Origin of the sequence: Pseudomonas sp. NPDC087626, assembly GCF_044743405.1 — a bacterium.
Classification (GTDB): Bacteria; Pseudomonadota; Gammaproteobacteria; order Pseudomonadales; family Pseudomonadaceae; genus Aquipseudomonas.
The window spans coordinates 33,862-56,638 of record NZ_JBIUWJ010000036.1 but is presented as its reverse complement, the minus strand read 5'-3'; the positions used below and the strand labels follow the sequence as shown (position 1 = coordinate 56,638).

Genomic DNA, 22,777 nt, shown 5'->3' with positions numbered 1-22,777 from the left:
AGGGTGATGATGAATTGATGACCGGCTCAGCCCTGGCTGGTTACCAGGTTTTCCGCACCGCGCTCACGTACCCAGAACAGGGTCGCCCCCGCCACTGCGGCTGGCATCATCAGAATGTTCACCACCGGAATCAGCAGCACTAGATAGACGATCCCGCCAAAGCTCATGCTCTGCCAGCGTTTTTCCCGCAGCCAGGCGAGCATCTCGTTCCAGCCCAGCTTGTGGTTGTCTGCCGGGTAGTCGATGTACTGGATCGCCATCATCCACACCCCGAAGATCAACCACAGCGGTGCGGCGATCAGGTTGACCACAGGAATGAACGACAAGATGAACAGCGCCAACGCCCGGGGCAGGAAGTACCCCAGCTTGCGCATTTCCCGGGCCAGGGTGCGTGGGACCATGGCCATCAGTTCACCCCAGCTGAAGGCCGGGAAGTCATCGGTGCCGCGGACCACCACTTCGACTTTCTCGGCAAGAAAGCCGTTGAAGGGCGCAGCGATCACGTTGGCCAGCAGGGTGAAGGTGAAAAACACCATCAGCGCCACCAACACCACGAACATTGGCCAGAGAACATAACTGAGGAAGCTCAGCCAGTCGGGCAGCGACGGCATCAGGGTGTCGACCCACAGGCTGAACTGGTGGCCGGCCAGGTAGATCAAGCCGACGAACAGCACCAGGTTGATGGCCAGCGGCAGCAGCACGAACAAGCGCAGGCCGGGACTCAGGACCAGCTTGAGGCCTTCGCGCAGGTATTGCGGGCCGGACAGAACGGGGGCGGGCATAAGGTGCTCCGAGCAAGGGGAAAACGCGCCGACCTTACCGGCTTTGCCCCACAGGCGAAAGCATGGCAAGCGGATCGACATTAACTGTAACAAAGGCGCCGTTAAATCGGCCGCTTGGAGATAGAGACCGCCTATGAGCTGGATTGTTAAACGGTATTTCCTTAATCTTCGCCTCCTCGATACGCTGCACCCATTATTTTTCAGGACTGTCGCGCGATGCACTTCCCCAAGTGCTGTCACGGTCCTTTTTTATTCCAGCCGGCAATCCGGCACCCGCGCCAGGTAATACCGGCCGGTCGATAGGAGTGAGTCATGTCTGATGTACGTCATTCGCGAGTGATTATTCTCGGTTCCGGCCCTGCCGGTTACAGCGCCGCGGTCTATGCCGCCCGTGCGAACCTCAAGCCGCTGCTGATCACTGGCATGCAGGCTGGCGGTCAACTGACCACCACCACCGAAGTCGACAACTGGCCTGGCGACGTCCATGGCCTGACCGGCCCGGCGCTGATGGAGCGGATGAAAGAGCACGCCGAGCGCTTCGAGACCGAAATCGTGTTCGACCACATCAATGCCGTCGACTTCGCAGCCAAGCCTTACACCCTGACTGGCGACAGCGGCACTTACACCTGTGACGCGCTGATCATCGCCACCGGCGCCAGCGCACGTTACCTGGGCCTGCCGTCGGAAGAAGCGTTCATGGGCAAGGGCGTTTCGGCCTGCGCTACCTGCGATGGTTTCTTCTATCGCAACAAGCCGGTCGCTGTGGTTGGTGGCGGTAACACCGCCGTGGAAGAAGCCCTGTACCTGGCCAACATCGCCAGCACCGTGACCCTGGTGCACCGCCGCGAGACCTTCCGCGCCGAGAAGATCCTGATCGACAAGCTGAACGCCCGTGTGGCCGAAGGCAAGATCATCCTCAAGCTCAACTCCAACCTGGACGAAGTGCTGGGTGACAACATGGGCGTGACCGGTGCGCGCCTGAAGAACAACGACGGCAGCTTCGACGAGTTGAAAGTCGACGGCGTGTTCATCGCCATCGGCCACACCCCGAACACCTCGCTGTTCGAAGGCCAGTTGACCCTCAAGGACGGCTACATGGTTGTGCAGGGCGGCCGTGACGGCAACGCCACTGCCACCAGCATCGAAGGTATCTTTGCCGCCGGCGACGTGGCTGACCACGTCTACCGCCAGGCCATCACCTCCGCCGGTGCCGGCTGCATGGCCGCACTGGACGCAGAGCGTTACCTGGACAACCTGAAGAACGCTTGATTCTTTGGGCATGAAAAAACCGGCTTCGGCCTAATGCCGATCAGTTAAGCGACGCTGTCAATTGTAGGAGCGAGCTTGCTCGCGAAAAACGTCAACGATAACGCGTGTATTCAGTATAAACGCGGCGCCGTTGAGTTCTTCGCGAGCAAGCTCGCTCCTACAAAAGGGCTTAACTGATCGGCATTAGGCTTCGGCCGGTTTTTTTGTAGCGCTGAAAAAGCTCCAGCGGTGCAATCAGCGCCGTGCCAGCGGTTGTGCCGAGAGCTTGACCCCCGCCAACCCATGGACCATCAGCGCACGGATATTGCCGTGGTCACTGCCCTCTGGGGTGGCCAGCACAGCACGGTAGTGCTCACCGAATGCCAGCAGGGTTTCTTCATCGCTCAAGCCTTCCAGCACAGCCAGGCCCAGGGTCTTGCACGAACCTTCGTTCTGTCCGGCGGCGTTTTCCACGCCACCGTTATGGAAGGCTTGCGGCTGGTAGTCGTAGTTCGCGCCGATGAAGGCCAGGGTCTGGGCAAATGCATGTTCACCGGTCTTGAGGCTGGCGCGCAGGGTGTTCAGGTCAGTCATGGGTCTTTCCTTTGGCGAACGCGGCTTGCTGCTCGGCGCTGGCTTCTTGCTGGTATTGGGCTTTCCACTCGGCGTACGGCATGCCGTAGACCACTTCGCGGGCGTCATCGAGGCTGACGTCGATCTGGCGATCGTCGGCCGCAGCCTTGTACCACTTGGACAGGCAGTTGCGGCAGAAACCCGAGAGGTTCATCAGGTCGATGTTCTGCACGTCCTTGCGGCTGTCCAGGTGGGCAACCAGCCGGCGAAAGGCGGCGGCTTCGAGTTCCAGGCGTTGTTGTTCGGTCATGGCGGTCTCTGCGAGACAGCTTCAAGCGGCAAGCTTCAAGCTGCAAGTTGGATGGCGGTGGCGGCAAGTTTAGCGCTTGCAGCTTGCCGCTTGAAGCTAGCGGCTTGCTGCGAGGGTAATCGACACCGACTCGGCGAAACGCAGGGCGTGGGGTTTGTCGACTTCGACCTCGGCGTACAGCACGCTTTGGTTGGCCATCACCAGGTCCAGCAATTCCTGGGTCATGCGTTCGAGCAGGGCAAAACGATTGCCTTCCACGTGCGCGATGATCGCCTTGGTAATGGTGCGATAGTTGAGCGCGTGGTCGATGTCGTTATCGCGCACCGCTTCCTGTGCCGCATAGAGGATCGTCAGGTTGATCAGCACGTCCTGCTTGTTGAGGATCTCGTCTTCATTGATGCCGATGAAGGTCCGCAGGCACAGGTCCTTGACCCGGATGCGGGCCATTCCTGGTTGAAGTTGTGGCATTGCTACTTGCTCCGTCCAATCAATTGCAGGAACTCCTGGCGGGTGTTGCTCGAGTCGCGAAAGGCGCCGAGCATCACCGAGGTGTTCATGGTCGAATTCTGTTTTTCCACGCCGCGCATCATCATGCACATGTGCCGGGCCTCGATCACCACCGCAACGCCGGCGGCCCCCGTCACGCGCTGCACGGCGTCGGCAATCTGCCGGGTGAGGTTCTCCTGGATCTGCAGGCGCCGGGCAAACATGTCGACGATCCTGGCGATCTTCGACAGGCCCAGTACCTTGCCGGTAGGAATATAAGCCACATGGGCCTTGCCGATGAAGGGCAGCAAGTGATGTTCGCAGAGTGAGTACAACTCGATGTTGTCGACGATCACCATTTCATCGTTGTCAGAGGCAAACAAGGCACCGTTGACGATCTCATCGACGCTTTGCGCGTAACCATGACACAGATACTGCATGGCCTTGGCCGCGCGGGCCGGGGTATCGAGCAGGCCTTCGCGGTCTGGGTCTTCGCCAAGACCGATGAGGATCTCGCGGTAATTCTGGGGCAGGGACAATGGCATGGAACATCCTCGCGGGGGCGGCCTATTTGACGTGCCGTCCGCCGTTGACGGTCAGGGTCGTGCCGGTGACATAGGGGTTGTCCAGCAAATAGCGCAGGCTCTGGTAGACCACTTCGCTGCCGGGTTCGATGCCCAGCGCCGACTTGGCCAAGGCCTTGGCGCGGTACGCCGCGTCGTCGTCGGGGTTGAACAGTAGCAGGGCGGGAGCGATGCCGTTGACCTTGATGTGCGGCGCGTACTTGGCGGCGAACGACAGGGTCAGGCTATCGAGCCCGGCTTTGCTGGCGCAATAGGCGATGTGCTGGCTGCTGCCCTTGCGCGTGACGTCGTCGCTGATGTGCACGATATCGGCGGGGCTCGAGCGCCGCAGCATCTCGGCACACTGCAGGTTGATCAGATAAGGCGCAAGCATGTGCACATTGACCATCTGGGTGAAGGCCGTGACTTCGTTATCGGGCGCTTCCGCAGTCCATGCCGAGGCGTTGTGCACGATGGCCCGTAGTTGCTGGGTGTGAGCCTTGAGCTCGGCGATGAAGGCGAGGATTCCGGCTTGCGTGGAAAAGTCGCCAAACAGCGCGGTTGCCCCCAGGTCGCGCAGGGTCTGCACGCCCGGGCGTTCGCTGCGGTAGCTGATGATCACCGGCTGCCCGGCCTCCAGCAACCGCAGCGCGCAATGCAGGCCGACGCGCTGGCTGGCGCCGGTGATGAGGATCGGGGCGGGGGAGGAGGTCATGAATGGCTCGCATCGCGGGTATGGCAAAACTATACCAGCGACTGCACGAGCCATGCCCCTTTTAGCGGTTTTGCGCAGTCGCCTCGGCCGGCAACGACGGTGCGGGCGTGCTGCTCAGCCAACTGGCCAGCAGGCGAGTCGACAGCGGGATGAAGAAATAGACCATCAAGGGGGTCAGGGCCAGGGTGCTGATGAACACCCGGGGCAGCATGTCGAGGTCGCTGAGCAATGGGCTCAGGACAAAGTTGAACAGCAGCGAGACCGGAAAGAATGCCAGCCAGATGGCGACGGCCTGTTTCCAGCGCGGTGGACGCTGGCCGGCGGCGCCGAACCAGCCATCGATGCCGCTGACTCGATGTTCCGAAGGATGGGCAAACAGTTCGCTGCCACGCCCTAGCCAGGCCGTGCGCGAGGCGGAGTGCTCCCAGGCGTGCAGGGTCGGTTCGTCGGCGAAACGGAAAATGATCTGGAATTCGTCATCACCAGGCGGCGGAGCGAGTACGCCGGAGCCCAGGTAGCCGGGAAAGTCAGTGGCCAGTTGTTCGCCTTCGCGCAACCAGGCGATCAGTTCCTGATAGCGTCCGCTGGCAACGCGGCGCGCCACCATCAAGGTGACAGGTGAGGTAGACATTATGTATCTCCATAAAACGGGGGCGCGATTCCGGGTAGGAGGCACGCCAAACTCAGCCCGGGGTGGAGGGCTGGGTTACAACAAGCAAGGATTATTCCTGATTTTGCGAAATACGCCAGTGACCTTCGTCGATCAGGCAATACTTGAACATCGTCCATGCTTGCGCGATAAAATGGATCCAACTTGAAATGGATGTCTACGCACCGATGCCCGTCATCACTGAGTCTTCCGAGCCGTTGCAGGCTGTTGATGCCACCAGCCAAGCGCAAATGTTCCCCATTCGTGAAGTGGCACGCCTGACCGGCGTGAACCCAGTGACGTTGCGTGCCTGGGAGCGACGCTACGGTTTGATCCAGCCAGTGCGCACCGAAAGCGGGCATCGACTGTATTCCCTGACCGATATCGAGCAGATTCGCAGCATTCTGAGCTGGATCGCTCGGGGGGTGGCGGTCAGCAAGATCGGCCGGCTTCTGGCCAGGAGCCAGGCCGCGCAGGCGTTGTCGAGCATTGTTCCGGACCCGTTGGTCCAGGCTGACTATGTCCAGTGGCAGGTCCAGATTCGCACGGCATTGAGCAATTATGATGATCTGGAGCTGGCGCGGATCTACGGCCAAGTGTTCTCCACTTATTCATTGGATGTGGTGTTCCAGGACATTTTTATGCCGCTGTGGACTCAGGCGCTGCAACAAAAGGAGACCTTCGGGCAAACCAGTGAATGGGTGATGCTCGACGCCTTTCTGCGGTCACGGGTGCTGCAACGACTGATTATGTTGCGCGGCTCACAGCCGGTTCGGGCTGCGGTGGCGGCAATCGAAGGCCATTGCCATGAACTGGAGCTGCTGCTGGCGGCATTGTTCCTGAGCGGTGGCGCGGTGGGCGTCCGGGTACTGGCGCTGGGCAAGCCTTTCGAGGAGCTGTCCCTGGTCTGTGAGAAAATCCGGCCCGAGGTGCTGGTGCTGGTTTCCAATCGGGCGCCGGCCGCTGACTTTGCCCGGCGTCTGAATCGGCTGGCGATGAGCCTGCAGTGTCGTCTGTTGTTGTGCGGCGATGCGTCGGAGCTGGCGCAGGACAGCCTGGCCGGTTCGTCTATCGGTTGCCTGGGCAATGAAGGTGGCCTGATGCGCCAGCGCCTGCAGCATTTTCTTGGCGGAACGCTGGATACCTGAAATTCAGACGTGCATGGCGGGGTGGGTCAGGCGATGTTGCTGAAGGATGTACTGGCGTAGGCGCTCGGTTTCGACCGAGTTGCCTTGGTTGAGTTGGTAGGCGTAATAACCCTGCTCGGTCTGCCGCTCGAAAGTGCCGCGCAAGGCAATGCGCTCATAACCAGAAGGGCTGAACCACAGTGCGAAACTCTTCGGCGGTTTGGTCCGGTTGCGCACCTCGAGCAAGATGCCCTTGAACGACACTTCGTGGACCCACAGTGTACCCGGCTGGCCTTTGGCGTTTTCCAGGGCAACCGGCTCTTCCAGGGGCAGGCGCCAAGGTCGCACCTTCGGCCCGCTTTCATAAATGCTCGGTACGCCCAGGCGCAGATGCAGGGCATGGAACTCATCTTCCACCAGGTGCAGCGGGAAGGTCATCTGCTGGTTTTCGAACTGTGCCTGGATAGTGACCTGTTCGTTGGCCGCCAGGCGTGTCAGCAGGTCACGGATTTGCGAACCCCCATTAACCAGCAGGCTCGACGTCGCATCACGCACGTTGAGCTGCGGGTTATGTTGCATGGTCTGGATAAAATCCAGCTCATCCTGGGTGAGGAGGGCATCGTGCTGCATGGCTAGCTCGAAAGATATAGTTACAAAGTCACTGGTGATTGTAGTTAGTGACCGCTAATTCGCTTACAGGTTCTGACCGTTGGTCGTTTTCATTGCCTGCAACTCGGCCTGAGCGGCTGCCAACTGCGCCTCCAGTTGCGCCACGCGCTGCAACGCCTTGACCTGGGTGGTGACATCTTTTTGTACACCGACAAAATAGGTCTGCTTGTCATTCTCATTGTAGACCGTTGAAAGTGACAGTTCATTCCAGAACGGAGTGCCATCCTTACGATAGTTTCGCAGGATCTCTCGACAGGATCCGCCACTTTGAAGGGCTTCGCGAATCGGTGCCAAGCCGGCCTGGTCTCGATCGCCAGACTGGAGAAAACGACAGTCCTGATAGAGGATTTCGTCAGCGCTGTAGCCGGTGAGCTTTTCGAAGGCCGGGTTCACGTAAATCAGGATGTTATCTTCGCCTTCCTTTTCTGCGATCACGATGCCGTCGTTTGAAGCGTTGATCACCAGTTGCAGCAATTGCGCATTGATCATCGGGCGAGTCCTTTCTGTGTTGTGTAATGCGTTGCATTCTAAGACAGGCTGCTCGGCTGTCCACTTGCCCTCGGTGTCGATGAGAGTCAATCGCGGTTTTTTGTCGTCTGCTGTTAAGATCTCGGTCTTTGACTCAGGTGCAGGATCAGTTTGATGAAAGTCGCCATCATTTCCGGCTCGGTGTACGGCACGGCAGAAGAAGTTGCCCGGCACGCGTCGAAACTTCTCGACGCGGCAGGTTTTCAGACCTTGTATAACCCGCGTGCCACCCTCGACGAACTTCAGGCATTTGCCCCCGAAGCCTTTCTGGCGGTGACCTCCACCACTGGCATGGGCGAGTTGCCGGATAACCTGCAACCGCTGTATTCGATGATTCGTGATCAACTGCCAGGCGCCTGGCGTGGCTTGCCCGGGGCGGTGATCGGCTTGGGCGATGCCAGCTACGGCGATACTTTTTGTGGCGGCGGTGAACAACTGCGTGAATTGTTCGGCGAACTGGGCGTGCGCGAAGTGCTGCCAATGCTGCGCCTGGACGCCAGTGAAAGCGTGACCCCGGAAAGTGATGCCGAGCCTTGGCTGGAGCAGTTGATCACGGCTCTGCGCGGCTGACCGGAAACTCGCGCAACAACGCGAGCCAAGCCTGGGCGGCTTTCGACAGATAGGCGCCCTGACGCCAGATAAACGCGATATCCCAGCGCAGTTCACGGGGCGCCTGCAATCCCAGGCGCACCACGCCCGGGCGGACCAGCCCGCGGGCGACCACCCGAGGCAATAGCACCACGCCTTGTCCCGCGGCCACCAGGGCCACGAGAAAATCCGCCTGCCCGCTACGCCCGCCCTCCTTGGGGGTAAAGCCCACTTGCTGGCACGCCTGCAGCAAGCGTTCATTGAGTACAAAGCTGCGCTGGTACAGCAGGAACGGAGTGTCGGCCAGTTCTTCCAGGCGCAGGCTGGTCTTGCCGGCCAATGGATGGTCCGCCGCCAACAGCGCATCCAGGGGTTCGTCGCAGAACGGTTGCCAGGCGAACTGCGGGTCCTGGGGCAGCAGGCTGCCGCCCAGTTCCAGTTCACCGCTGAGCACTGCCTGCTCAATGTTCAGGCTGCCGCCTTCCAGCAACTGCACACTGATGTTCGGATAACGCCGCCGGTACTCGGCGAACAAACCAGCGAATAGCGCATCGCTGCCCAGCAGCGGCAGGCCCAGGCGCAGTTCGCCACGGCGCAGGTCGCTCAGGTCGTCGAGTTCGCTGAGCAGTTCATTGCGCAAGCGCAGCATACCCTCGGCGCGTTGCAGGACCACCGTGCCGGCCGCCGTCAACCGCACCTGTGACCCCAGTCGCTCCAGCAGCAGCGTGCCCAGGCTGTGCTCCAGCTGTGCCACTTGTTTGCTGACCGCCGATTGGCTGATGTGCAAGGTCTTGGCGGCCTGGGTGAAGCCGCCCTGATGAACGACTTCAATGAAGCTGCGCAGTTGTTTGAATTCCATGATCTGATTCCATTTTGGAATAGTCTTGAGTCTAACAATTCGCTTCGGTGATGACAGCCCGCTCTTTAAAATGGCTTCCTGTGAGGAGCCAACCGATGAACGTAACACGCGTTAAAAAACTCGCCCGCCTGCTCGCTGAACTGCTGGTGTTGTCGGCTATTTATCTGCTCGGATGCCAGTTGGCCATATGGTTTGCCTGGCCGATCCCGGGCGGGGTGATGGGCCTGGCATTGTTGCTGCTGGTATTTGCCCTGGGGTGGGTCAAGCCGGCGGCGTTGCAAATGGGGGCCGGGCTGTTGATGGCCGAGATGCTGCTGTTTTTCATTCCAGCCTTGATGAGCTTGCTCGACTATGGCGGCCTATTGCGCGATGAAGGTTGGCGGATCCTCGTGGTGATTGCGCTCAGTACCCTGCTGGTCATGCTGGTGACGGCATTCACGGTCGAATGGGTCTGCCGCTGGAGGCTGGCTCATGAGAAGTGAGTGGATGCCGCTGTTCTGGTTGGTCTTTACCCTGGCCGCCTATGTATTGAGTCGCTGGCTGTATCGACGCAGCGGACGTTACCTGGTGTCGCCGCTGATCCTGGTGCCCGTGCTGTTGCTGCTGGTGGCGGTACCGCTGCACACGGCCTATAGCGAGTATGCGCAAAATACCCATTGGTTGATGGCGTTGCTGGGGCCGGTCACCGTGGCGTTCGCGGTGCCGATCTGGCAGCAGCGTCAGTTGCTGGCGCGGCATTGGTCGGCGTTGCTGGTGGGGATGCTGGCCGGGAGCGCCGCGTCGATGGGTAGCTCGTTTGGCCTGGCTCGGCTCCTGGCGCTGGACAGTTCGGTGACCCTGTCGCTGCTGCCTCGTTCGATCACCACGCCATTCGCCATGCCGCTGGCCCACGACCTGGGGGGCGTACCGGAGCTGACGGCGGTGTTCGTCATGTTCACCGGAGTATTTGGCGCCATGCTCGGCGGGATCCTGCTCAAGTGGTTGCCACTGCGCAGCGCCTTGGCCCGCGGCGCGTTGTTCGGGGTCGGGGCCCATGGCGCCGGGGTCAGTCGCGCCCATGAGGTGGGCGGCGAAGAAGGTTCGGTGGCGGGGTTGGTGATGGTCCTGACGGGCTTGATGAACCTGTTCGCGGCGCCATTGTTGACGCACATACTGTGACTCACTGCACAGTGGATTTTGCTTGAAAGCCAACTGACTCGTTGGGTCAGTAAGCTGGCTGCCAATGCAACTACCCGAATCCCGGCAGCTGACTAGACTGCTTTGACACCCCCAAAAGAATAAAAACCAGAGGTCCTTGCCGTGAGCGTAGCCCCCGTCCAGTCAAGCCAGAGCGTGAAAGACCAGGTCAGTGCCACCGAATGGCAGGCCCGAGTGGACCTGGCCGCCTGTTATCGCCTGGTAGCCGCACATGGCTGGGATGATTTGATCTTCACGCATATCTCGGCCAAGGTCCCCGGCACCGAAGATTTCCTGATCAATCCGTTTGGCATGATGTTTCACGAAATCACCGCCTCGAGCCTGGTCAAGGTTGACCAGGCCGGCAACAAGCTGATGGACAGTCCCTACGAGATCAACCCCGCCGGCTACACCATTCACAGCGCCGTGCACGAAGTGCGTCACGATGTGGTCTGTGTCCTGCATACCCACACCGCAGCTGGCGTGGCCGTTTCGGCGCAAAAACAAGGCGTGCTGCCGATCAGCCAGCAATCCTTGTTTGTCCTTTCCAGCCTGGGTTATCACGCCTACGAAGGGGTGGCGCTCAATCACGAGGAAAAGGCGCGGTTGCAGGCCGACCTCGGTGACAAGAATTTCCTGATGCTGCACAACCATGGGTTGTTGACCTGTGGCGGCACCATCGCCGATACGTTTCTGATGATGTTTACCTTCCAGCGGGCCTGCGATATCCAGGTGCTGGCGCAGAACGGTGGCGCCGAGCTGATCAGCATCGAGCCGCAGATCCTCGCGGGGGCCAAGGCGATGATTGCCGGCGTGACCAAAAGTGCACAAGGAATGGGAGGCGCGCTGGCCTGGCCGGCGCTGCTGCGTAAACTCGATAAACAAGACCCGGGTTATAAACTCTAATGCCACTCGCCGAGATTCCACTGTGCGTCTGGCGCAAACGCGGCCAGAGCTTTGTATTCCGGGGTCAGACCATTCGTTACTGGGTGGCCGGACAGGGTGAGCCCTTACTGCTTATCCACGGTTTTCCTACCGCCAGTTGGGATTGGCACTACCTGTGGCAGCCCCTGGCCCAGCGTTATCGGGTGATTGCCTGCGACATGCTGGGCTTCGGCGATTCGGCCAAACCCGTGGGCCATGAATACTGCCTGCTGGAGCAGGCCGACTTACAGCAGGCGTTGCTGGCACACCTGGGCATCGAGCAGCCGGTGCACCTGCTGGCCCATGACTATGGCGACAGCGTCGCCCAGGAGTTGCTCGCCAGGCACCTTGAGGCGCGCAGCAACATCGCCAGTTGTGTGTTCCTCAATGGCGGCCTGTTTCCCGAGACGCACCGTCCGGTACTGATGCAGAAGCTGTTGCTCAGCCCCTTGGGCTGGATGATCGGTCGTGCCTTTACCCGCGATGCCCTGGTCAAGAGCTTCCGGCAGATCTTCGGCCCGCAGACTCGGCCCAGCGAAAGCGAGCTGGACGATTTCTGGAGCCTGATCGACAACAACCGCGGGACGCGGATCATGCACAAGCTGATCCAGTACGTGCCCCAGCGCCGCGTACAGCGCGATCGCTGGCTCAAAGCCATGCAATCGGGCGAAGTACCGTTGCGGGTGATCGACGGCGAAGTCGACCCGGTTTCCGGTGCCCACATGGTCGAGCGTTATCGGCAATTGATCGCAGATGCCGATACCGTGCTCTTGCCCGGGATTGGTCATTACCCACAGATCGAAGCCCCGGTGCAGGTGCTCAAGCACTACTTGGCGTTTCGTGACCAGCAGGACTCCCCGGCGTTGAAAATTGCCTGTTCCTGAGGTGACTTCCAGCTAACCAGGCCTTGCGGATCGATGAGCGCCTGCCGTGCAATCATCCCCGTGCCTTATCGCGCACCATTCAGCCCCAGCCCAGTTGATTGTGAGCCCTGGCCTCGTGCCTGACACTCGGCCTCACTGTCCTTGGCCTGCTGGAGTTGGGTAATGAATGAGTCTGTGCGCTTCGAAGATAAAGTCGTGATCGTCACTGGTGCGGGCGGCGGCCTGGGACGGGCCCATGCACTGTTGTTCGCCAGGCAGGGTGCCCGGGTGGTAGTCAACGACCTGGGTGGTTCCGCGCAGGGTGAAGGCGCCAACGCCTCGGCCGCCGACCGCGTGGTGGCCGAGATTCGTGAGGCCGGCGGCACTGCCGTGGCCAACCATGACTCGGTGACCGATGGCGAAAAAATCGTCCAGCACGCCCTCGATGCCTTTGGCCGGATCGATGTGGTGGTCAACAACGCCGGAATCCTGCGGGACAAGACCTTCCATAAAATGGACGACAGCGACTGGGACCTGGTGTACCGGGTGCATGTCGAGGGTGCCTACAAAGTCACCCGCGCCGCCTGGCCGCACATGCGCGAGCAAAACTACGGGCGGGTGATCTTCACCGCATCCACCTCGGGTATCTACGGCAACTTCGGCCAGTCCAACTACGGCATGGCCAAGCTCGGGCTTTATGGCCTGACCCGGACCCTGGCCATCGAAGGGCGCAAGAACAACATCCTGGTCAACGCCATCGCCCCCACCGGCGGCACGCGCATGACCGAAGGCCTGATCCCGCCGCAAGTGTTCGAGCAACTTAAGCCGGAGTTGGTCAGCCCGTTGGTGGTGTACCTGGCCAGCGAAAACTGCCAGGAAACCTCGGGATTGTTCGAAGTCGGTGGCGGCTGGATGGGCAAAGTGCGCTGGGAGCGCAGCCTGGGGGCGGGGTTTGATCCGCGGGAGGGTTTCTCGCCTGAGGATGTGGCGGCGCATTGGCAGCAGATTTGCGATTTCGAAGGGGCGGCGCACCCCAAAGACAACATTGAAGCGCTGAAGGAGATGATGGGGAATTTGCAGAAGTACTCGTTGTAAGTCCGCAGGTACAGAGCGCAAGGCTGGCGGCTTGCGCTCTGTCTTAACTACGGGAGGGATTGCTCAGGGCGCGTATTTACGCACCAGTGCCGCCAGATTCGCTGCGGTCTGTGCATCCATCACGCCGTCATACTTCTCGGCACGAAAGTGCAACTGAAACGCCCGCACCAGTTGCTGGAAACCCGACTCGTTAGTGGCTTGCGAAGTGTTGTAGCCATACTTCTTGAACTGGTCCAGCAACGCCGCACGGTTCGGCACTCCTGAATCCTTGTATTGGCGCAGGAAGGCGTCGCGCTGTCGCTCATCGAACCAGGCCCCCACACCTTTCAAGTACAACGCATGCCAGGGGAATGCCGCGCCGGGGTCGCTTTTGCGGCCGATGGAAATGTCGGAGTGGCCCACGACGTTACGCGGAGTGATGTCCGGGTAGCGCTTGAGGATGTCTTTTGCCAGTTGCTCGATGGCGGCTATTTGCTGGGGGTGATACGGCGGGAAGGTGAACTTGCCCTGGTTGTCGGTGGCCTGGTTGACCACTTCGATGCCGATGGCGGTGTCGTTCAGGTTACTGCGATCAGCCCACTGGCTGACCCCGGCATGCCAGGCCCGTTGGTTTTCATCGACCAGGCCGAAGATCTGCTGGTCGCTGAAGCCGGCCTTGATATAGGTAATGTCGCTGATATCCGGAACGAGGTAGTGGGCACTGACATTGGGCCCGGTCAGTGCGCCAATCGAACTGGCAAAGTTGGCGGCGGTGTAATGCAGGACCAAGAAGCGAATGCGGCTGTTATAAGCCTTTGCGCGATAGTTGTTGTTGGTTGGGAACATGATTTAACTACCTTGTTGTGTGAATCGTAATCGTCCATTCACAGCAAGGTAGCAGTGTCTTTCGGGGAATTTTGTAGTGGTTTTCTGGTTGTTTTGTGGGAAGGATCAACGATCAATCCGCTAAATTTTCCCAATAAAAAAGGCCGCTGCAAACGCAGCGGCCAAAGTAAGACGTTAGATCAAGGAGCTACAAATCAACGTCAGTGAACCCAGGGTGATGAACTGAATGATGGGCATTCGGTGCATCTGAACAGTTCGCCGCTCAAGTGGGCAATTCACACTCGGCTGGCGGGGCTTCGAGGCTTGTTGCCGTGGAAGCCCGATTAGAATAAGTCCTTCTTGGCAAAGGAAAAATAGCGTTTCAAGACATGCACTGTTACGCCATCGGCAACAGTTGCCCGGATCATCGGTTTGATTGATAACCCCTCATCCAGCCGGCCCATGCCCGGCGCAAAGCCTTGCCCCGTGCGGGCATTCATCCTTTGGAGCGACATCACGAATACCTCCTTGGTGCGCTTATCGCTCCCGGCGGGCAGCAGTAGGGTGGGGCCTTCAAGTCACTCACCGGGGAAGACGCATGACAAAAACAACAATGCGCGCCATCTTCACGCCGCAGACGCTGGCCGTCGCGGTTGCCTTGGGCTGCTGTGCCCAGGCGCAGGCAGTTGAATTCAACATTGGCGAAATCGAGGGGACATTCGATTCGTCGCTGTCGATTGGTGCGAGCTGGGGCATGCGCGATGCCGATGATGCGTTGGTGGGTACGGTCAACGGAGGCTCCGGACAGTCCTCCACCGGTGACGATGGTCGCTTGAACTTCAGCAAGGGTGAGACCTTTTCGAAGATCTTCAAGGGCATCCACGACCTGGAACTGAAGTATGGCGACACCGGGGTATTTGTCCGCGGCAAATACTGGTACGACTTCGAGCTCAAGGACGAAAGCCGGCCGTTCAAGGACATCAGCGACACCAATCGCAAGGAAGGCGCCAAATCCTCCGGTGGGCAGATCCTCGATGCCTTCGTCTACCACAACTATTCCATCGCCGATCTGCCAGGCACCGTGCGCGCCGGTAAACAGGTGGTCAGTTGGGGCGAAAGCACCTTCATTGGCAACTCGATCAACAGCATCAACCCGGTTGACGTCTCGGCATTCCGGCGCCCGGGTGCCGAAATCAAGGAGGGCTTGATCCCGGTCAACATGCTGTTTGCCACCCAGGGCCTGACCGACCAATTGACCGTCGAAGGTTTTTATCAACTGGAATGGGACCAGACGGTTGTGGATAACTGCGGGACCTTCTTCGGCAACGATGTGGTAGCCGATGGTTGCGTGAACAACTACACGGTGGCCAACCCGGCGATCGCTCCGTTGCAACCGGTTGCCGCGGCATTTGGCCAAGGCTTCGAAGTGACTCGCGAAGGGGTGGTGGTGCCACGGGGTGGCGACCGTGATGCGCGTGATTCCGGGCAATGGGGCACCGCATTGCGCTGGCTCGGCGACGACACCGAGTACGGCCTGTATTTCATGAACTACCACAGCCGCACGCCCACGGTCGGCACTGTCACGGCGGGCCTTTCGACCCTGTCGGCATTGCCGGGCATCGTCGGCACCGCCAATGCCATCGCGCCCGGCACCGGTTCGGGATTGGCGCAAAGCGTGATGCTCGGCCGCGGCCAGTACTATCTCGATTATCCGGAAGACATTCGCCTGTACGGCGCCAGCTTCTCCACCACCTTGCCCACCGGCACGGCCTGGACCGGGGAAATCAGCTATCGGCCCAACGCACCGGTCCAGGTCAGTACCAATGACCTGACCCTGGCCTTGCTCAACCCGATTGCCGGCGGCGCTGCGTCGCCGATCAGCACCACCCCGGGGGCCGACAACAAAGGCTATCGGCGCAAGGAAGTGACCCAGGTGCAAAGCACCCTGACCCACTTCTTTGACCAGGTCCTCGGCGCCCAACGCCTGACCCTGGTCGGTGAGGCGGCGGTCGTCCGGGTCGGTGGCCTGGAGTCGCGCAGCACCTTGCGTTATGGCCGGGACTCGGTCTACGGCCAGTACGGGTTTGGCGGCGATACCGGAGGTTTTGTCACCTCCACCTCCTGGGGATACCGCACACGGGCCATCCTCGATTACGCCAACGTCATCGGCGGGATCAACCTCAAGCCCAACCTGTCCTGGTCCCACGACGTTGCCGGTTATGGCCCCAACGGATTGTTCAACGAGGGCGCCAAGGCGATCAGCGTCGGGGTCGATGCCGACTATCGCAACACCTATACCGCGAGCCTGAGCTACACCGACTTTTTCGGGGGCGACTACAACACCCTCGAAGACCGCGACTTCCTGGCCCTGAGCTTCGGCGTGAACTTCTGATCTGGCTGAAAAGGATGACCTTATGCGCAAGATGATTCTGCAATGCGGTGCCCTGGCCCTGAGCCTGCTGGCGGCCAACGTGATGGCGGCAGTGTCGCCGGAAGAAGCCAACAAACTCGGCACCACCCTGACCCCGCTGGGCGCGGAGAAGGCCGGCAATGCCGACGGCTCGATCCCGGCCTGGACCGGCGGCATTCCCAAAAATGCCGGTGCGGTCGACAGCAAGGGTTTCCTGGCCGACCCGTTCGCCAGTGAAAAACCGCTGTTCACCATCACCGCGGCCAACGTCGACAAATACAAGGCCAAGCTCTCCGACGGCCAGGTGGCAATGTTCAAGCGCTACCCCGAGACCTACCGGATTCCCGTCTACCCGACCCACCGTACCGTGGCCGTGCCGCCCGAGATCTACGAGTCGGCCAAGCGCAGCGCGCTGAACGTGAACAGCATCAACGACGGCAATGGCCTGGCCAATTTCACCGGTAATCGCTACTACGCCTTCCCGATTCCGAAGAACGGGGTCGAGGTGCTGTGGAACCACATCACCCGCTACCACGGTGGCAACCTCAAGCGCATCATCACCCAGGTGACTCCGCAGACCAACGGTGCCTACACGCCGATTCGCTTTGAAGAAGAAATCGCCGTACCCCAGTTGATGAAGGACCTGGACCCGGAAAAAGCCGCCAACGTGTTGACCTTCTTCAAGCAGTCGGTGACCGCGCCGGCGCGCCTGGCGGGGAACGTGCTGCTGGTCCATGAGACCCTCGACCAGGTCAAGGAACCGCGCCTGGCCTGGATCTACAACGCCGGCCAGCGTCGCGTGCGTCGTGCGCCGCAAGTGGCCTACGACGGACCGGGCACGGCCGCTGATGGCCTGCGTACCTCGGACAACTTCGACATGTTCTCCGGTGCGCCGGATCGTTATGACTGGAAGCTGATCGGCAAGAAAGAAGTCTATATCCCCTACAACAGCTACAAGCTCGATTCGCCGAGCCTGAAATACGACGACGTGATCAAGGCCGGGCACATCAATCAGGACCTGACGCGTTATGAACTGCACCGGGTCTGGGAAGTGGTCGGTACGGTCAAGCCCAACGAACGGCATATCTACGCCAAGCGCCACATGTACATCGATGAAGACAGCTGGCAGGTGGCGCTGGTCGACCACTACGACGGTCGCGGCCAACTGTGGCGTGTGGCAGAAGGACATTCCCAGTACTACTACGATCACCAGGCCCAGGCGTACACCCTGGAAGCGCTGTACGACATCATCGCCGGCCGCTACATCGCCCTGGGCATGAAAAACGAAGAGAAGCACAGCTTCGTCTTCGGCTTCGATGCCAAGGCGGCGGACTACACACCAGCGGCATTGCGCGCTGAAGGCGTGCGTTAAGGCCACTGTGGCGAGGACGACCCACGGGTTGATGCCAGTCATTCAAGCGAGCTAGGCACCTGGTGCGAGCTGTCGCCCTGATTGATCGGCATTAACCTCTGGGTCGTTTTTTTATGGCTAGCAATCAGCCTTCTGAATGTTTCTCAACAAGGCCGCGAGAGAGGGCTAGGGTGGGTTCACAAATATAAAAAGGTCCGCTGCAATGACCGCCATGACGCACTGTCTGGACCGCCCGGGATTCCTGCCCCGCCTGTCTTCCCTGCACGTACGCCGCGAGCGTCTGGCGCAGCCGTTGCTGACCTCGCCCGCCCGGGTGAGGTTGCTCTGCGCGCCGGCAGGCAGCGGCAAGAGCGCGTTGTTCGCCGAGTGCCTGTTGCAGGCCCCGGCGACGTGTACGGTGCACTGGCTGGCGTTGAATGGGGTCGCCTCGAGTCCTGAGGAGTTTTCTCGGGCGGTGGCCCAGGCACTCGGGTTGGTGGTCGACAACGAGGCGCAGTTGCTGGCCTGCCTGGCTCGTTGGCAGACACCCACCTGGTTGTTTCTGGATGACTACTGCCGTGTGCCCGCCCCGCAGCTCGATGCCCTGCTCGATCGCCTGTTGACCCATAGCAGCCCGGCCCTGACCTGGTGGCTGGGTGGGCGTAGGCGGCCGCACTGCAACTGGCCACGCTTATTGCTCAACGATGACCTGTACGAGGGCGCCGGCCCCGAGCTGGCGTTCAGTCGTGGCGAAATCCAGCAATTGATCGTCCAGCTTCCCCATTCGTTGTGCGCCAATGCCAGCGAACGGATCTTCCAGCGCAGCGGTGGCTGGTGTGCCAGCGTGCGCGTGGCTTTGCAAGATGGTAACGGCCGCAGTGCCAGCGAGCTCAAGGAGGGGCGCTCGGCGATCATGCTTGATTACCTGCAGCATGAGCTGTTCAGCGGCTTGGCACCGGAGTGGGTCGAAGCCTGGCGAGTGCTGGCCCATCTGCCGCGATTTAACCTGGGGTTGTGCGAGCATTTGTTCGGCGCGGGCGAGGGTGGGCACTTGATGCGAACCCTGCAGGAGTTGGGGTGTTTCATCGAACCCTGGGAAGACTCCGCCGAGTGGCTGCAGGTCTTTGCACCGGTGGCGCAACTGGTGCGCGATGAGGCCTGGGAAGCCGGTCGCTCATGGCATCGGCGGGCCTGCCAGTGGTTCGTCGCTGGGCAAGACTGGCAGGCGGCGTTCGAACAGGCGTTGTTGGCCGACGAATACGAAATGGCTATCAGCCTGTTGCAGCACTTTGGCTTCGAACACTTGTTCCAGCAGCACAATGTGGTGTTATTGCTGCGTCTGTATGAGCAGCAAGGCGCCGACTTGCTGCTGTGCAGTGCGCAACTGGTCGGGTTGATCACGGCTGCCTTGCTGTTTGCCGGGCGCTTTGAAGAGGCCGGCCTGTGCATCGAGCACATGGCGCGTTTTGCGCCGCAACCGTCCGCCGCCCAGCAACGCGAATTGGTGGCGCGGTGGCAGGCGCAACAGGGTTGGCTGCTGCACCTGCAGGGGCGGATGGCGCCGGCCCGCGGGCATTTTCTCGAAGCCCTGGAGGACCTGCCGGTCAGCGCCTGGCCCGCTCGCTTGCTGTGTTTATCCGGCCTGACCCAACAGGCCTTGCTGCGTGGCGAGCTGGATGTCGCGCAGGCGCTCAATCGTGAGGCGCTGTGCCTGGCGCGAGCCCAGGGGGCGTTGCTGTTCGAGGGCCTGCTGGAGCTCGATCACGCGCAGTTGCTCGAGCAGCGCGGTGCGCCCCATCGTGCCGAAAGCCTATTGAGCGGCATTCACCAGTTGCTGTGCCAGCACGCCAGGTCCGCCACCCCGTTGCTGGGGCGAATTGCCCTGCGGCGCGGTCGGTTGGCGTTGTGCCAGGGGCAGGAGGCTCGGGCCATCGAGTTTTTCGAAAGCGGGCTCGAGGCTTGTTTGCGCAGTCACGACAAACGCGTGCTGTATGGGTACCTGGGCCTGGCGCAGGTGGCCGCCAACCAGGGGGATTTCGCCCAGGCTTTTATCCATTTGCGCGACGCCGAACGCATGATGCAGCGCCGGCATATTCCCGACACGGTGTATCGCGGGGTACTGCTGCAAGTCAGCAGTCACTTCTGGTTGCAACAGGGGCGCCCGGAACTGGCTCACGAAGCCCTGACCCGGGTGCTGCGCCATTACCACGGACCGCAGGCCCGACAGGCCCCGCCGGCGAGCCTGGAACTGATTCCGCGCCTGGAATACCTGTTGGTCGTCGCCCAGGTGTATCTGCACCAGGCCTCACAGCCGTTGGCGCAGCTCAATGCCCAACTGCTGCAGGCGCGTCAATGCGGGATGCTGGGGCTGGAAACCGTGCTGCAACTGAGCGTGGCGCAGGTGGCGTGGCTGTTGGGCCAGCCCGTCGAGGCCAGGGCGGCGCTGCAGGCTGCGCAGGTGCTGGTCGAACGCTGCAACCTGCATCAGGCACTGGCAGAGTTGCAACGCAGCCTGCCGTGCTTGTTTGTTGCGCCGCAGACCCAGGCGACAACACCGGAGCCGGCGCCGGCGTGCGTTCGCGACAATCCCCTGAGTCAGCGCGAAATAGAAGTGCTGAGCCTGATCGCCCAAGGCAACTCCAACCTGCAAATCGCCGAGCAGTTGTTCATTTCCCTGCACACGGTCAAGACCCACGCCCGGCGGATCAACGGCAAGTTGGCGGTCGAGCGGCGCACCCAGGCCGTGGCAAAGGCCAAGGCGCTGGGCTTTTTCGCCTGAGCTCAGGCCGGGTGGGTGCCGCCGTCATGCCCCATGCGCCAGCTTACGGCCCGAGTCGCGGCCAGCAGGCGCTGGGCGGCCGGGCCGTTTTCGTCGGCATGGAACAATGAGGTCGGCCCGACGATGGTCAGCACTGCGGCGACCTGCCCGACTGCGTTGAACACCGGTGCCGAAAGCGCATCCACCCCCGGCATCAGCAAACCGTGCACATGGTGCAGGCCGCGTCCGCGAATCTGTTCGCACAAACTGGCGTAGGCCAGTTCACTGGCCAGTGGATGGGACTGGGCTGCGCCGACTTCCTGCTCACGCAACTCGGCGGTTTCGCGGTGGGGCAGGTAGGCGCTGAATACCAGTCCTGTGGACGAACTCAGCAGCGGTAGGACCGAGCCGAGTTGGGTCACCACCGTGACTGCCCGCACCGCCGGCTCGATATGCACCACGGTCGCGCCCTGGTTGCCCCAGACCGCGAGGAAGCAGGTCTCGTTCAGTTCGTCGCGCAGCTCCGACAGGGGCAGGGCGGCGACTTTCAGCACGTCCATACTGTTCAGTGCGGCCAGGCCGACACGCAGGGCCTCGCGTCCCAGGCCGTAGTGATTGGTGGCGGCATTCTGCTCGGCAAAACCGCTGGCAATCAGCGCCTGCAGGTAGCGGTGCACCTTGCTCGCTGGCATCTGCACATGTTCGGCCAGGCGCGACAACGAGGTCGAGGGCGACAGCTCGGCGAGGGCCTTGAGGATGTCGGTGCCCACCTCGGCCGAGCGGACTTTCTGTTTTCCGTTGCTGTCGCTGGTGGCGCGCGGCTTTTCCATGGAGGGGTCGTATCTATAGATGAATGGGCGTCTTTATAGCTTGACGGTCAATACCAATCAAATTACGTTATGCGTAATCGAATTACGATAAAAATAACCTGGACGTGCCAAAACTCTGAAGCGGAGCCATGGCCACGGCCTACTCCCTGTTCAGGAGGCTCCATGAACCTCGATTCAACGGCGCCAGCGCTGGCTTACCAGTCAGGCTTTGGCAACGAATTTTCCAGCGAGGCCCTGCCCGGCGCCTTGCCCGTCGGCCAGAACTCGCCACAAAAAGCCCCGTACGGCCTCTACACCGAACTGTTCTCCGGCACCGCGTTCACCATGGTGCGCAGCGAAGCGCGGCGGACCTGGATGTACCGCATCCAGCCCTCGGCCAATCACCCGGCATTCGTCAAGCTGGAGCGGCAGTTGGCCGGTGGCCCGCTGGGCGAGGTCACGCCCAACCGCCTGCGTTGGAACCCCTTGGCCATTCCTGCCGAGCCGACCGACTTCATTGACGGCCTGGTGAGCATGGCGGCCAACTCGGGGTCGGAGAAACCGGCCGGCATCAGCATCTATCACTACGGCGCCAATCGCTCGATGGAGCGGGTGTTCTTCAACGCCGATGGCGAGTGGTTGCTGGTACCGCAGGCGGGGCGTTTGCGCATCGCCACCGAGCTCGGTGTGCTGGAGCTTGCGCCGCTGGAAATCGCCGTGCTGCCACGTGGCCTGAAATTTCGTATCGAGCTGCTCGATCCGCAGGCTCGTGGCTACCTGGCGGAGAACCATGGCGCGCCTCTGCGCCTGCCGGACCTGGGGCCGATTGGCAGCAATGGCCTGGCCAACCCGCGAGACTTCCTGACCCCGGTCGCGCACTACGAAGACCTCCAGCAACCGACCACCCTGGTGCAGAAATTCCTCGGTGAGTTGTGGGCCTGCGAGCTCGATCATTCGCCATTGAACGTGGTGGCCTGGCACGGCAATAACGTGCCGTACAAGTACGACCTGCGACGGTTCAACACCATCGGCACGGTGAGCTTCGATCACCCGGACCCGTCGATCTTCACCGTGTTGACCTCGCCGACCAGTGTCCACGGCCTGGCCAACCTCGACTTCGTGATCTTCCCTCCGCGCTGGATGGTGGCCGAGAACACCTTCCGTCCACCTTGGTTCCACCGCAACCTGATGAACGAGTTCATGGGCCTGATCCAGGGTGAATACGACGCCAAGGCCGAAGGCTTCCTGCCCGGCGGTGCGTCCTTGCACAGCTGCATGAGCGCCCATGGCCCGGACGGCGAAACCTGTACCAAGGCGATCAACGCCGAGCTGGCGCCGAGCAAGATCGACAACACCATGGCCTTTATGTTCGAGACCAGCCAGGTGCTGCGCCCAAGCCGCTTCGCCCTGGATTGCCCGCAACTGCAAAACACTTACGATGCTTGCTGGGCCTCGCTGCCCGCCACTTTCAACCCGAACCGGAGATAACC

At 61.0% G+C, this 22,777-nt stretch carries 25 protein-coding genes; 12 read left to right on the top strand and 13 right to left on the bottom strand.

Annotation, left to right across the window (positions count from 1 at the left end; all coding sequences use genetic code 11):
* Positions 1 to 26: 26 nt before the first annotated feature.
* Positions 27 to 782, bottom strand: a complete 756-nt coding sequence (gene cysZ, locus ACIOVD_RS23960; RefSeq protein ID WP_095169375.1) for a sulfate transporter CysZ — start codon at positions 780 to 782, stop codon at positions 27 to 29.
* A 312-nt stretch (positions 783 to 1,094) separates the two neighbouring features.
* Here cysZ and trxB point away from each other — a divergent pair, with 312 nt between their 5' ends.
* Positions 1,095 to 2,051 carry a thioredoxin-disulfide reductase gene (trxB, locus tag ACIOVD_RS23955; RefSeq protein WP_095169376.1) on the top strand — a complete coding sequence of 319 codons (957 nt, stop codon included), beginning with the start codon at positions 1,095 to 1,097 and terminating at the stop codon, positions 2,049 to 2,051.
* Positions 2,052 to 2,285: 234 nt separating this feature from the next.
* Here the strand turns inward: trxB and ACIOVD_RS23950 are convergent, their stop codons facing one another.
* From ACIOVD_RS23950 to ACIOVD_RS23925, 6 genes are all read right to left on the bottom strand, one after another.
* The gene (locus ACIOVD_RS23950) at positions 2,286 to 2,624 is read right to left on the bottom strand and encodes a HopJ type III effector protein (RefSeq protein WP_401130585.1); all 339 of its coding nucleotides are present in this window, start codon (positions 2,622 to 2,624) and stop codon (positions 2,286 to 2,288) included.
* Positions 2,617 to 2,913, bottom strand: a complete 297-nt coding sequence (locus ACIOVD_RS23945; RefSeq protein ID WP_095169378.1) for a DUF1244 domain-containing protein — start codon at positions 2,911 to 2,913, stop codon at positions 2,617 to 2,619. Before ACIOVD_RS23945 ends, ACIOVD_RS23950 begins: the two co-directional genes overlap by 8 nt.
* Before the next feature lie 96 nt (positions 2,914 to 3,009).
* Positions 3,010 to 3,381: a dihydroneopterin triphosphate 2'-epimerase gene (gene folX, locus ACIOVD_RS23940; protein ID WP_027618555.1), complete on the bottom strand. Its 372-nt coding sequence runs from the start codon at positions 3,379 to 3,381 to the stop codon at positions 3,010 to 3,012.
* Between the two features lie 2 nt (positions 3,382 to 3,383).
* A complete protein-coding gene (folE, locus tag ACIOVD_RS23935) occupies positions 3,384 to 3,944 on the bottom strand; it encodes a GTP cyclohydrolase I FolE (RefSeq protein ID WP_159993800.1) in 561 nt (186 codons plus the stop codon).
* Positions 3,945 to 3,966: 22 nt separating this feature from the next.
* Positions 3,967 to 4,677, bottom strand: a complete 711-nt coding sequence (gene folM, locus ACIOVD_RS23930) for a dihydromonapterin reductase (RefSeq protein ID WP_401130582.1) — start codon at positions 4,675 to 4,677, stop codon at positions 3,967 to 3,969.
* 61 nt (positions 4,678 to 4,738) lie between these two features.
* Entirely contained in the window at positions 4,739 to 5,308 is a 570-nt protein-coding gene (locus ACIOVD_RS23925) for an antibiotic biosynthesis monooxygenase (protein WP_401130580.1), read from the bottom strand.
* A 206-nt stretch (positions 5,309 to 5,514) separates the two neighbouring features.
* Here ACIOVD_RS23925 and ACIOVD_RS23920 point away from each other — a divergent pair, with 206 nt between their 5' ends.
* Positions 5,515 to 6,474, top strand: coding sequence for a MerR family transcriptional regulator (locus tag ACIOVD_RS23920; RefSeq protein ID WP_095169427.1), 960 nt, complete (start codon positions 5,515 to 5,517; stop codon positions 6,472 to 6,474).
* 3 nt (positions 6,475 to 6,477) lie between these two features.
* Here ACIOVD_RS23920 and ACIOVD_RS23915 read toward each other — a convergent pair whose 3' ends face one another.
* Positions 6,478 to 7,083 (bottom strand): hypothetical protein, encoded by a 606-nt coding sequence (locus ACIOVD_RS23915; protein WP_401130578.1) that lies wholly within the window; start codon positions 7,081 to 7,083, stop codon positions 6,478 to 6,480.
* Positions 7,084 to 7,146: 63 nt separating this feature from the next.
* Complete coding sequence (locus ACIOVD_RS23910; RefSeq protein WP_320333669.1) at positions 7,147 to 7,611, bottom strand: PAS domain-containing protein; 465 nt, start codon at positions 7,609 to 7,611, stop codon at positions 7,147 to 7,149.
* A gap of 153 nt (positions 7,612 to 7,764) precedes the next feature.
* Between ACIOVD_RS23910 and ACIOVD_RS23905 the strand changes: the two genes are divergently transcribed.
* Positions 7,765 to 8,220: a flavodoxin gene (locus ACIOVD_RS23905; RefSeq protein WP_095169384.1), complete on the top strand. Its 456-nt coding sequence runs from the start codon at positions 7,765 to 7,767 to the stop codon at positions 8,218 to 8,220.
* Here ACIOVD_RS23905 and ACIOVD_RS23900 read toward each other — a convergent pair.
* Complete coding sequence (locus tag ACIOVD_RS23900) at positions 8,201 to 9,097, bottom strand: LysR family transcriptional regulator (RefSeq protein WP_095169385.1); 897 nt, start codon at positions 9,095 to 9,097, stop codon at positions 8,201 to 8,203. The genes ACIOVD_RS23905 and ACIOVD_RS23900 overlap by 20 nt on opposite strands.
* A 95-nt stretch (positions 9,098 to 9,192) precedes the next feature.
* Between ACIOVD_RS23900 and ACIOVD_RS23895 the strand changes: the two genes are divergently transcribed.
* The 5 genes from ACIOVD_RS23895 to ACIOVD_RS23875 all read left to right on the top strand — a co-directional run bounded on the left by ACIOVD_RS23895 (position 9,193) and on the right by ACIOVD_RS23875 (position 13,155).
* Positions 9,193 to 9,579: a CidA/LrgA family protein gene (locus ACIOVD_RS23895; protein ID WP_401130576.1), complete on the top strand. Its 387-nt coding sequence runs from the start codon at positions 9,193 to 9,195 to the stop codon at positions 9,577 to 9,579.
* Positions 9,569 to 10,255, top strand: a complete 687-nt coding sequence (locus tag ACIOVD_RS23890; RefSeq protein WP_095169387.1) for an LrgB family protein — start codon at positions 9,569 to 9,571, stop codon at positions 10,253 to 10,255. Before ACIOVD_RS23895 ends, ACIOVD_RS23890 begins: the two co-directional genes overlap by 11 nt.
* Before the next feature lie 141 nt (positions 10,256 to 10,396).
* A complete protein-coding gene (locus ACIOVD_RS23885; RefSeq protein ID WP_095169388.1) occupies positions 10,397 to 11,179 on the top strand; it encodes a class II aldolase/adducin family protein in 783 nt (260 codons plus the stop codon).
* Complete coding sequence (locus ACIOVD_RS23880) at positions 11,179 to 12,081, top strand: alpha/beta fold hydrolase (RefSeq protein ID WP_401130573.1); 903 nt, start codon at positions 11,179 to 11,181, stop codon at positions 12,079 to 12,081. Before ACIOVD_RS23885 ends, ACIOVD_RS23880 begins: the two co-directional genes overlap by 1 nt.
* A gap of 162 nt (positions 12,082 to 12,243) precedes the next feature.
* Positions 12,244 to 13,155, top strand: coding sequence for an SDR family oxidoreductase (locus ACIOVD_RS23875; RefSeq protein ID WP_095169390.1), 912 nt, complete (start codon positions 12,244 to 12,246; stop codon positions 13,153 to 13,155).
* 63 nt (positions 13,156 to 13,218) lie between these two features.
* On the opposite strand, the gene ACIOVD_RS23870 is transcribed toward ACIOVD_RS23875, so the two are convergent.
* Both ACIOVD_RS23870 and ACIOVD_RS23865 read right to left on the bottom strand, forming a co-directional pair.
* A complete protein-coding gene (locus ACIOVD_RS23870) occupies positions 13,219 to 13,980 on the bottom strand; it encodes an N-acetylmuramoyl-L-alanine amidase (protein WP_401130571.1) in 762 nt (253 codons plus the stop codon).
* 323 nt (positions 13,981 to 14,303) lie between these two features.
* The gene (locus ACIOVD_RS23865; RefSeq protein ID WP_401130569.1) at positions 14,304 to 14,477 is read right to left on the bottom strand and encodes a hypothetical protein; all 174 of its coding nucleotides are present in this window, start codon (positions 14,475 to 14,477) and stop codon (positions 14,304 to 14,306) included.
* A gap of 80 nt (positions 14,478 to 14,557) precedes the next feature.
* Here ACIOVD_RS23865 and ACIOVD_RS23860 point away from each other — a divergent pair, with 80 nt between their 5' ends.
* From ACIOVD_RS23860 to ACIOVD_RS23850, 3 genes are all read left to right on the top strand, one after another.
* Entirely contained in the window at positions 14,558 to 16,351 is a 1,794-nt protein-coding gene (locus ACIOVD_RS23860) for a DUF1302 domain-containing protein (RefSeq protein ID WP_401130567.1), read from the top strand.
* Positions 16,352 to 16,373: 22 nt separating this feature from the next.
* A complete protein-coding gene (locus tag ACIOVD_RS23855; RefSeq protein ID WP_095169393.1) occupies positions 16,374 to 17,741 on the top strand; it encodes a DUF1329 domain-containing protein in 1,368 nt (455 codons plus the stop codon).
* Between the two features lie 202 nt (positions 17,742 to 17,943).
* Positions 17,944 to 20,499 (top strand): LuxR C-terminal-related transcriptional regulator, encoded by a 2,556-nt coding sequence (locus ACIOVD_RS23850; protein WP_401130565.1) that lies wholly within the window; start codon positions 17,944 to 17,946, stop codon positions 20,497 to 20,499.
* Between the two features lie 2 nt (positions 20,500 to 20,501).
* Here the strand turns inward: ACIOVD_RS23850 and ACIOVD_RS23845 are convergent, their stop codons facing one another.
* Positions 20,502 to 21,308 carry an IclR family transcriptional regulator gene (locus ACIOVD_RS23845; protein ID WP_095169395.1) on the bottom strand — a complete coding sequence of 269 codons (807 nt, stop codon included), beginning with the start codon at positions 21,306 to 21,308 and terminating at the stop codon, positions 20,502 to 20,504.
* Positions 21,309 to 21,470: 162 nt separating this feature from the next.
* Here ACIOVD_RS23845 and hmgA point away from each other — a divergent pair, with 162 nt between their 5' ends.
* Positions 21,471 to 22,775: a homogentisate 1,2-dioxygenase gene (gene hmgA / locus ACIOVD_RS23840; protein WP_159993826.1), complete on the top strand. Its 1,305-nt coding sequence runs from the start codon at positions 21,471 to 21,473 to the stop codon at positions 22,773 to 22,775.
* Positions 22,776 to 22,777 lie beyond the last annotated feature (2 nt).

Coding starts and splice junctions, on each gene's coding strand:
- ACIOVD_RS23870 (WP_401130571.1), bottom strand. CDS start 13,980: ATGTTCCCAACCAACAACAACTATCGCGCAAAGGCTTATAACAGCCGC.
- ACIOVD_RS23945 (WP_095169378.1), bottom strand. CDS start 2,913: ATGACCGAACAACAACGCCTGGAACTCGAAGCCGCCGCCTTTCGCCGG.
- ACIOVD_RS23880 (WP_401130573.1), top strand. CDS start 11,179: ATGCCACTCGCCGAGATTCCACTGTGCGTCTGGCGCAAACGCGGCCAG.
- ACIOVD_RS23895 (WP_401130576.1), top strand. CDS start 9,193: ATGAACGTAACACGCGTTAAAAAACTCGCCCGCCTGCTCGCTGAACTG.
- folE (WP_159993800.1), bottom strand. CDS start 3,944: ATGCCATTGTCCCTGCCCCAGAATTACCGCGAGATCCTCATCGGTCTT.
- trxB (WP_095169376.1), top strand. CDS start 1,095: ATGTCTGATGTACGTCATTCGCGAGTGATTATTCTCGGTTCCGGCCCT.
- ACIOVD_RS23910 (WP_320333669.1), bottom strand. CDS start 7,611: ATGATCAATGCGCAATTGCTGCAACTGGTGATCAACGCTTCAAACGAC.
- ACIOVD_RS23890 (WP_095169387.1), top strand. CDS start 9,569: ATGAGAAGTGAGTGGATGCCGCTGTTCTGGTTGGTCTTTACCCTGGCC.
- ACIOVD_RS23875 (WP_095169390.1), top strand. CDS start 12,244: ATGAATGAGTCTGTGCGCTTCGAAGATAAAGTCGTGATCGTCACTGGT.
- ACIOVD_RS23920 (WP_095169427.1), top strand. CDS start 5,515: ATGCCCGTCATCACTGAGTCTTCCGAGCCGTTGCAGGCTGTTGATGCC.
- ACIOVD_RS23925 (WP_401130580.1), bottom strand. CDS start 5,308: ATGTCTACCTCACCTGTCACCTTGATGGTGGCGCGCCGCGTTGCCAGC.
- ACIOVD_RS23905 (WP_095169384.1), top strand. CDS start 7,765: ATGAAAGTCGCCATCATTTCCGGCTCGGTGTACGGCACGGCAGAAGAA.
- ACIOVD_RS23850 (WP_401130565.1), top strand. CDS start 17,944: ATGACCGCCATGACGCACTGTCTGGACCGCCCGGGATTCCTGCCCCGC.
- ACIOVD_RS23915 (WP_401130578.1), bottom strand. CDS start 7,083: ATGCAGCACGATGCCCTCCTCACCCAGGATGAGCTGGATTTTATCCAG.
- ACIOVD_RS23900 (WP_095169385.1), bottom strand. CDS start 9,097: ATGGAATTCAAACAACTGCGCAGCTTCATTGAAGTCGTTCATCAGGGC.
- folX (WP_027618555.1), bottom strand. CDS start 3,381: ATGCCACAACTTCAACCAGGAATGGCCCGCATCCGGGTCAAGGACCTG.
- folM (WP_401130582.1), bottom strand. CDS start 4,677: ATGACCTCCTCCCCCGCCCCGATCCTCATCACCGGCGCCAGCCAGCGC.
- ACIOVD_RS23950 (WP_401130585.1), bottom strand. CDS start 2,624: ATGACTGACCTGAACACCCTGCGCGCCAGCCTCAAGACCGGTGAACAT.
- ACIOVD_RS23845 (WP_095169395.1), bottom strand. CDS start 21,308: ATGGAAAAGCCGCGCGCCACCAGCGACAGCAACGGAAAACAGAAAGTC.
- ACIOVD_RS23860 (WP_401130567.1), top strand. CDS start 14,558: ATGACAAAAACAACAATGCGCGCCATCTTCACGCCGCAGACGCTGGCC.
- ACIOVD_RS23855 (WP_095169393.1), top strand. CDS start 16,374: ATGCGCAAGATGATTCTGCAATGCGGTGCCCTGGCCCTGAGCCTGCTG.
- cysZ (WP_095169375.1), bottom strand. CDS start 782: ATGCCCGCCCCCGTTCTGTCCGGCCCGCAATACCTGCGCGAAGGCCTC.
- hmgA (WP_159993826.1), top strand. CDS start 21,471: ATGAACCTCGATTCAACGGCGCCAGCGCTGGCTTACCAGTCAGGCTTT.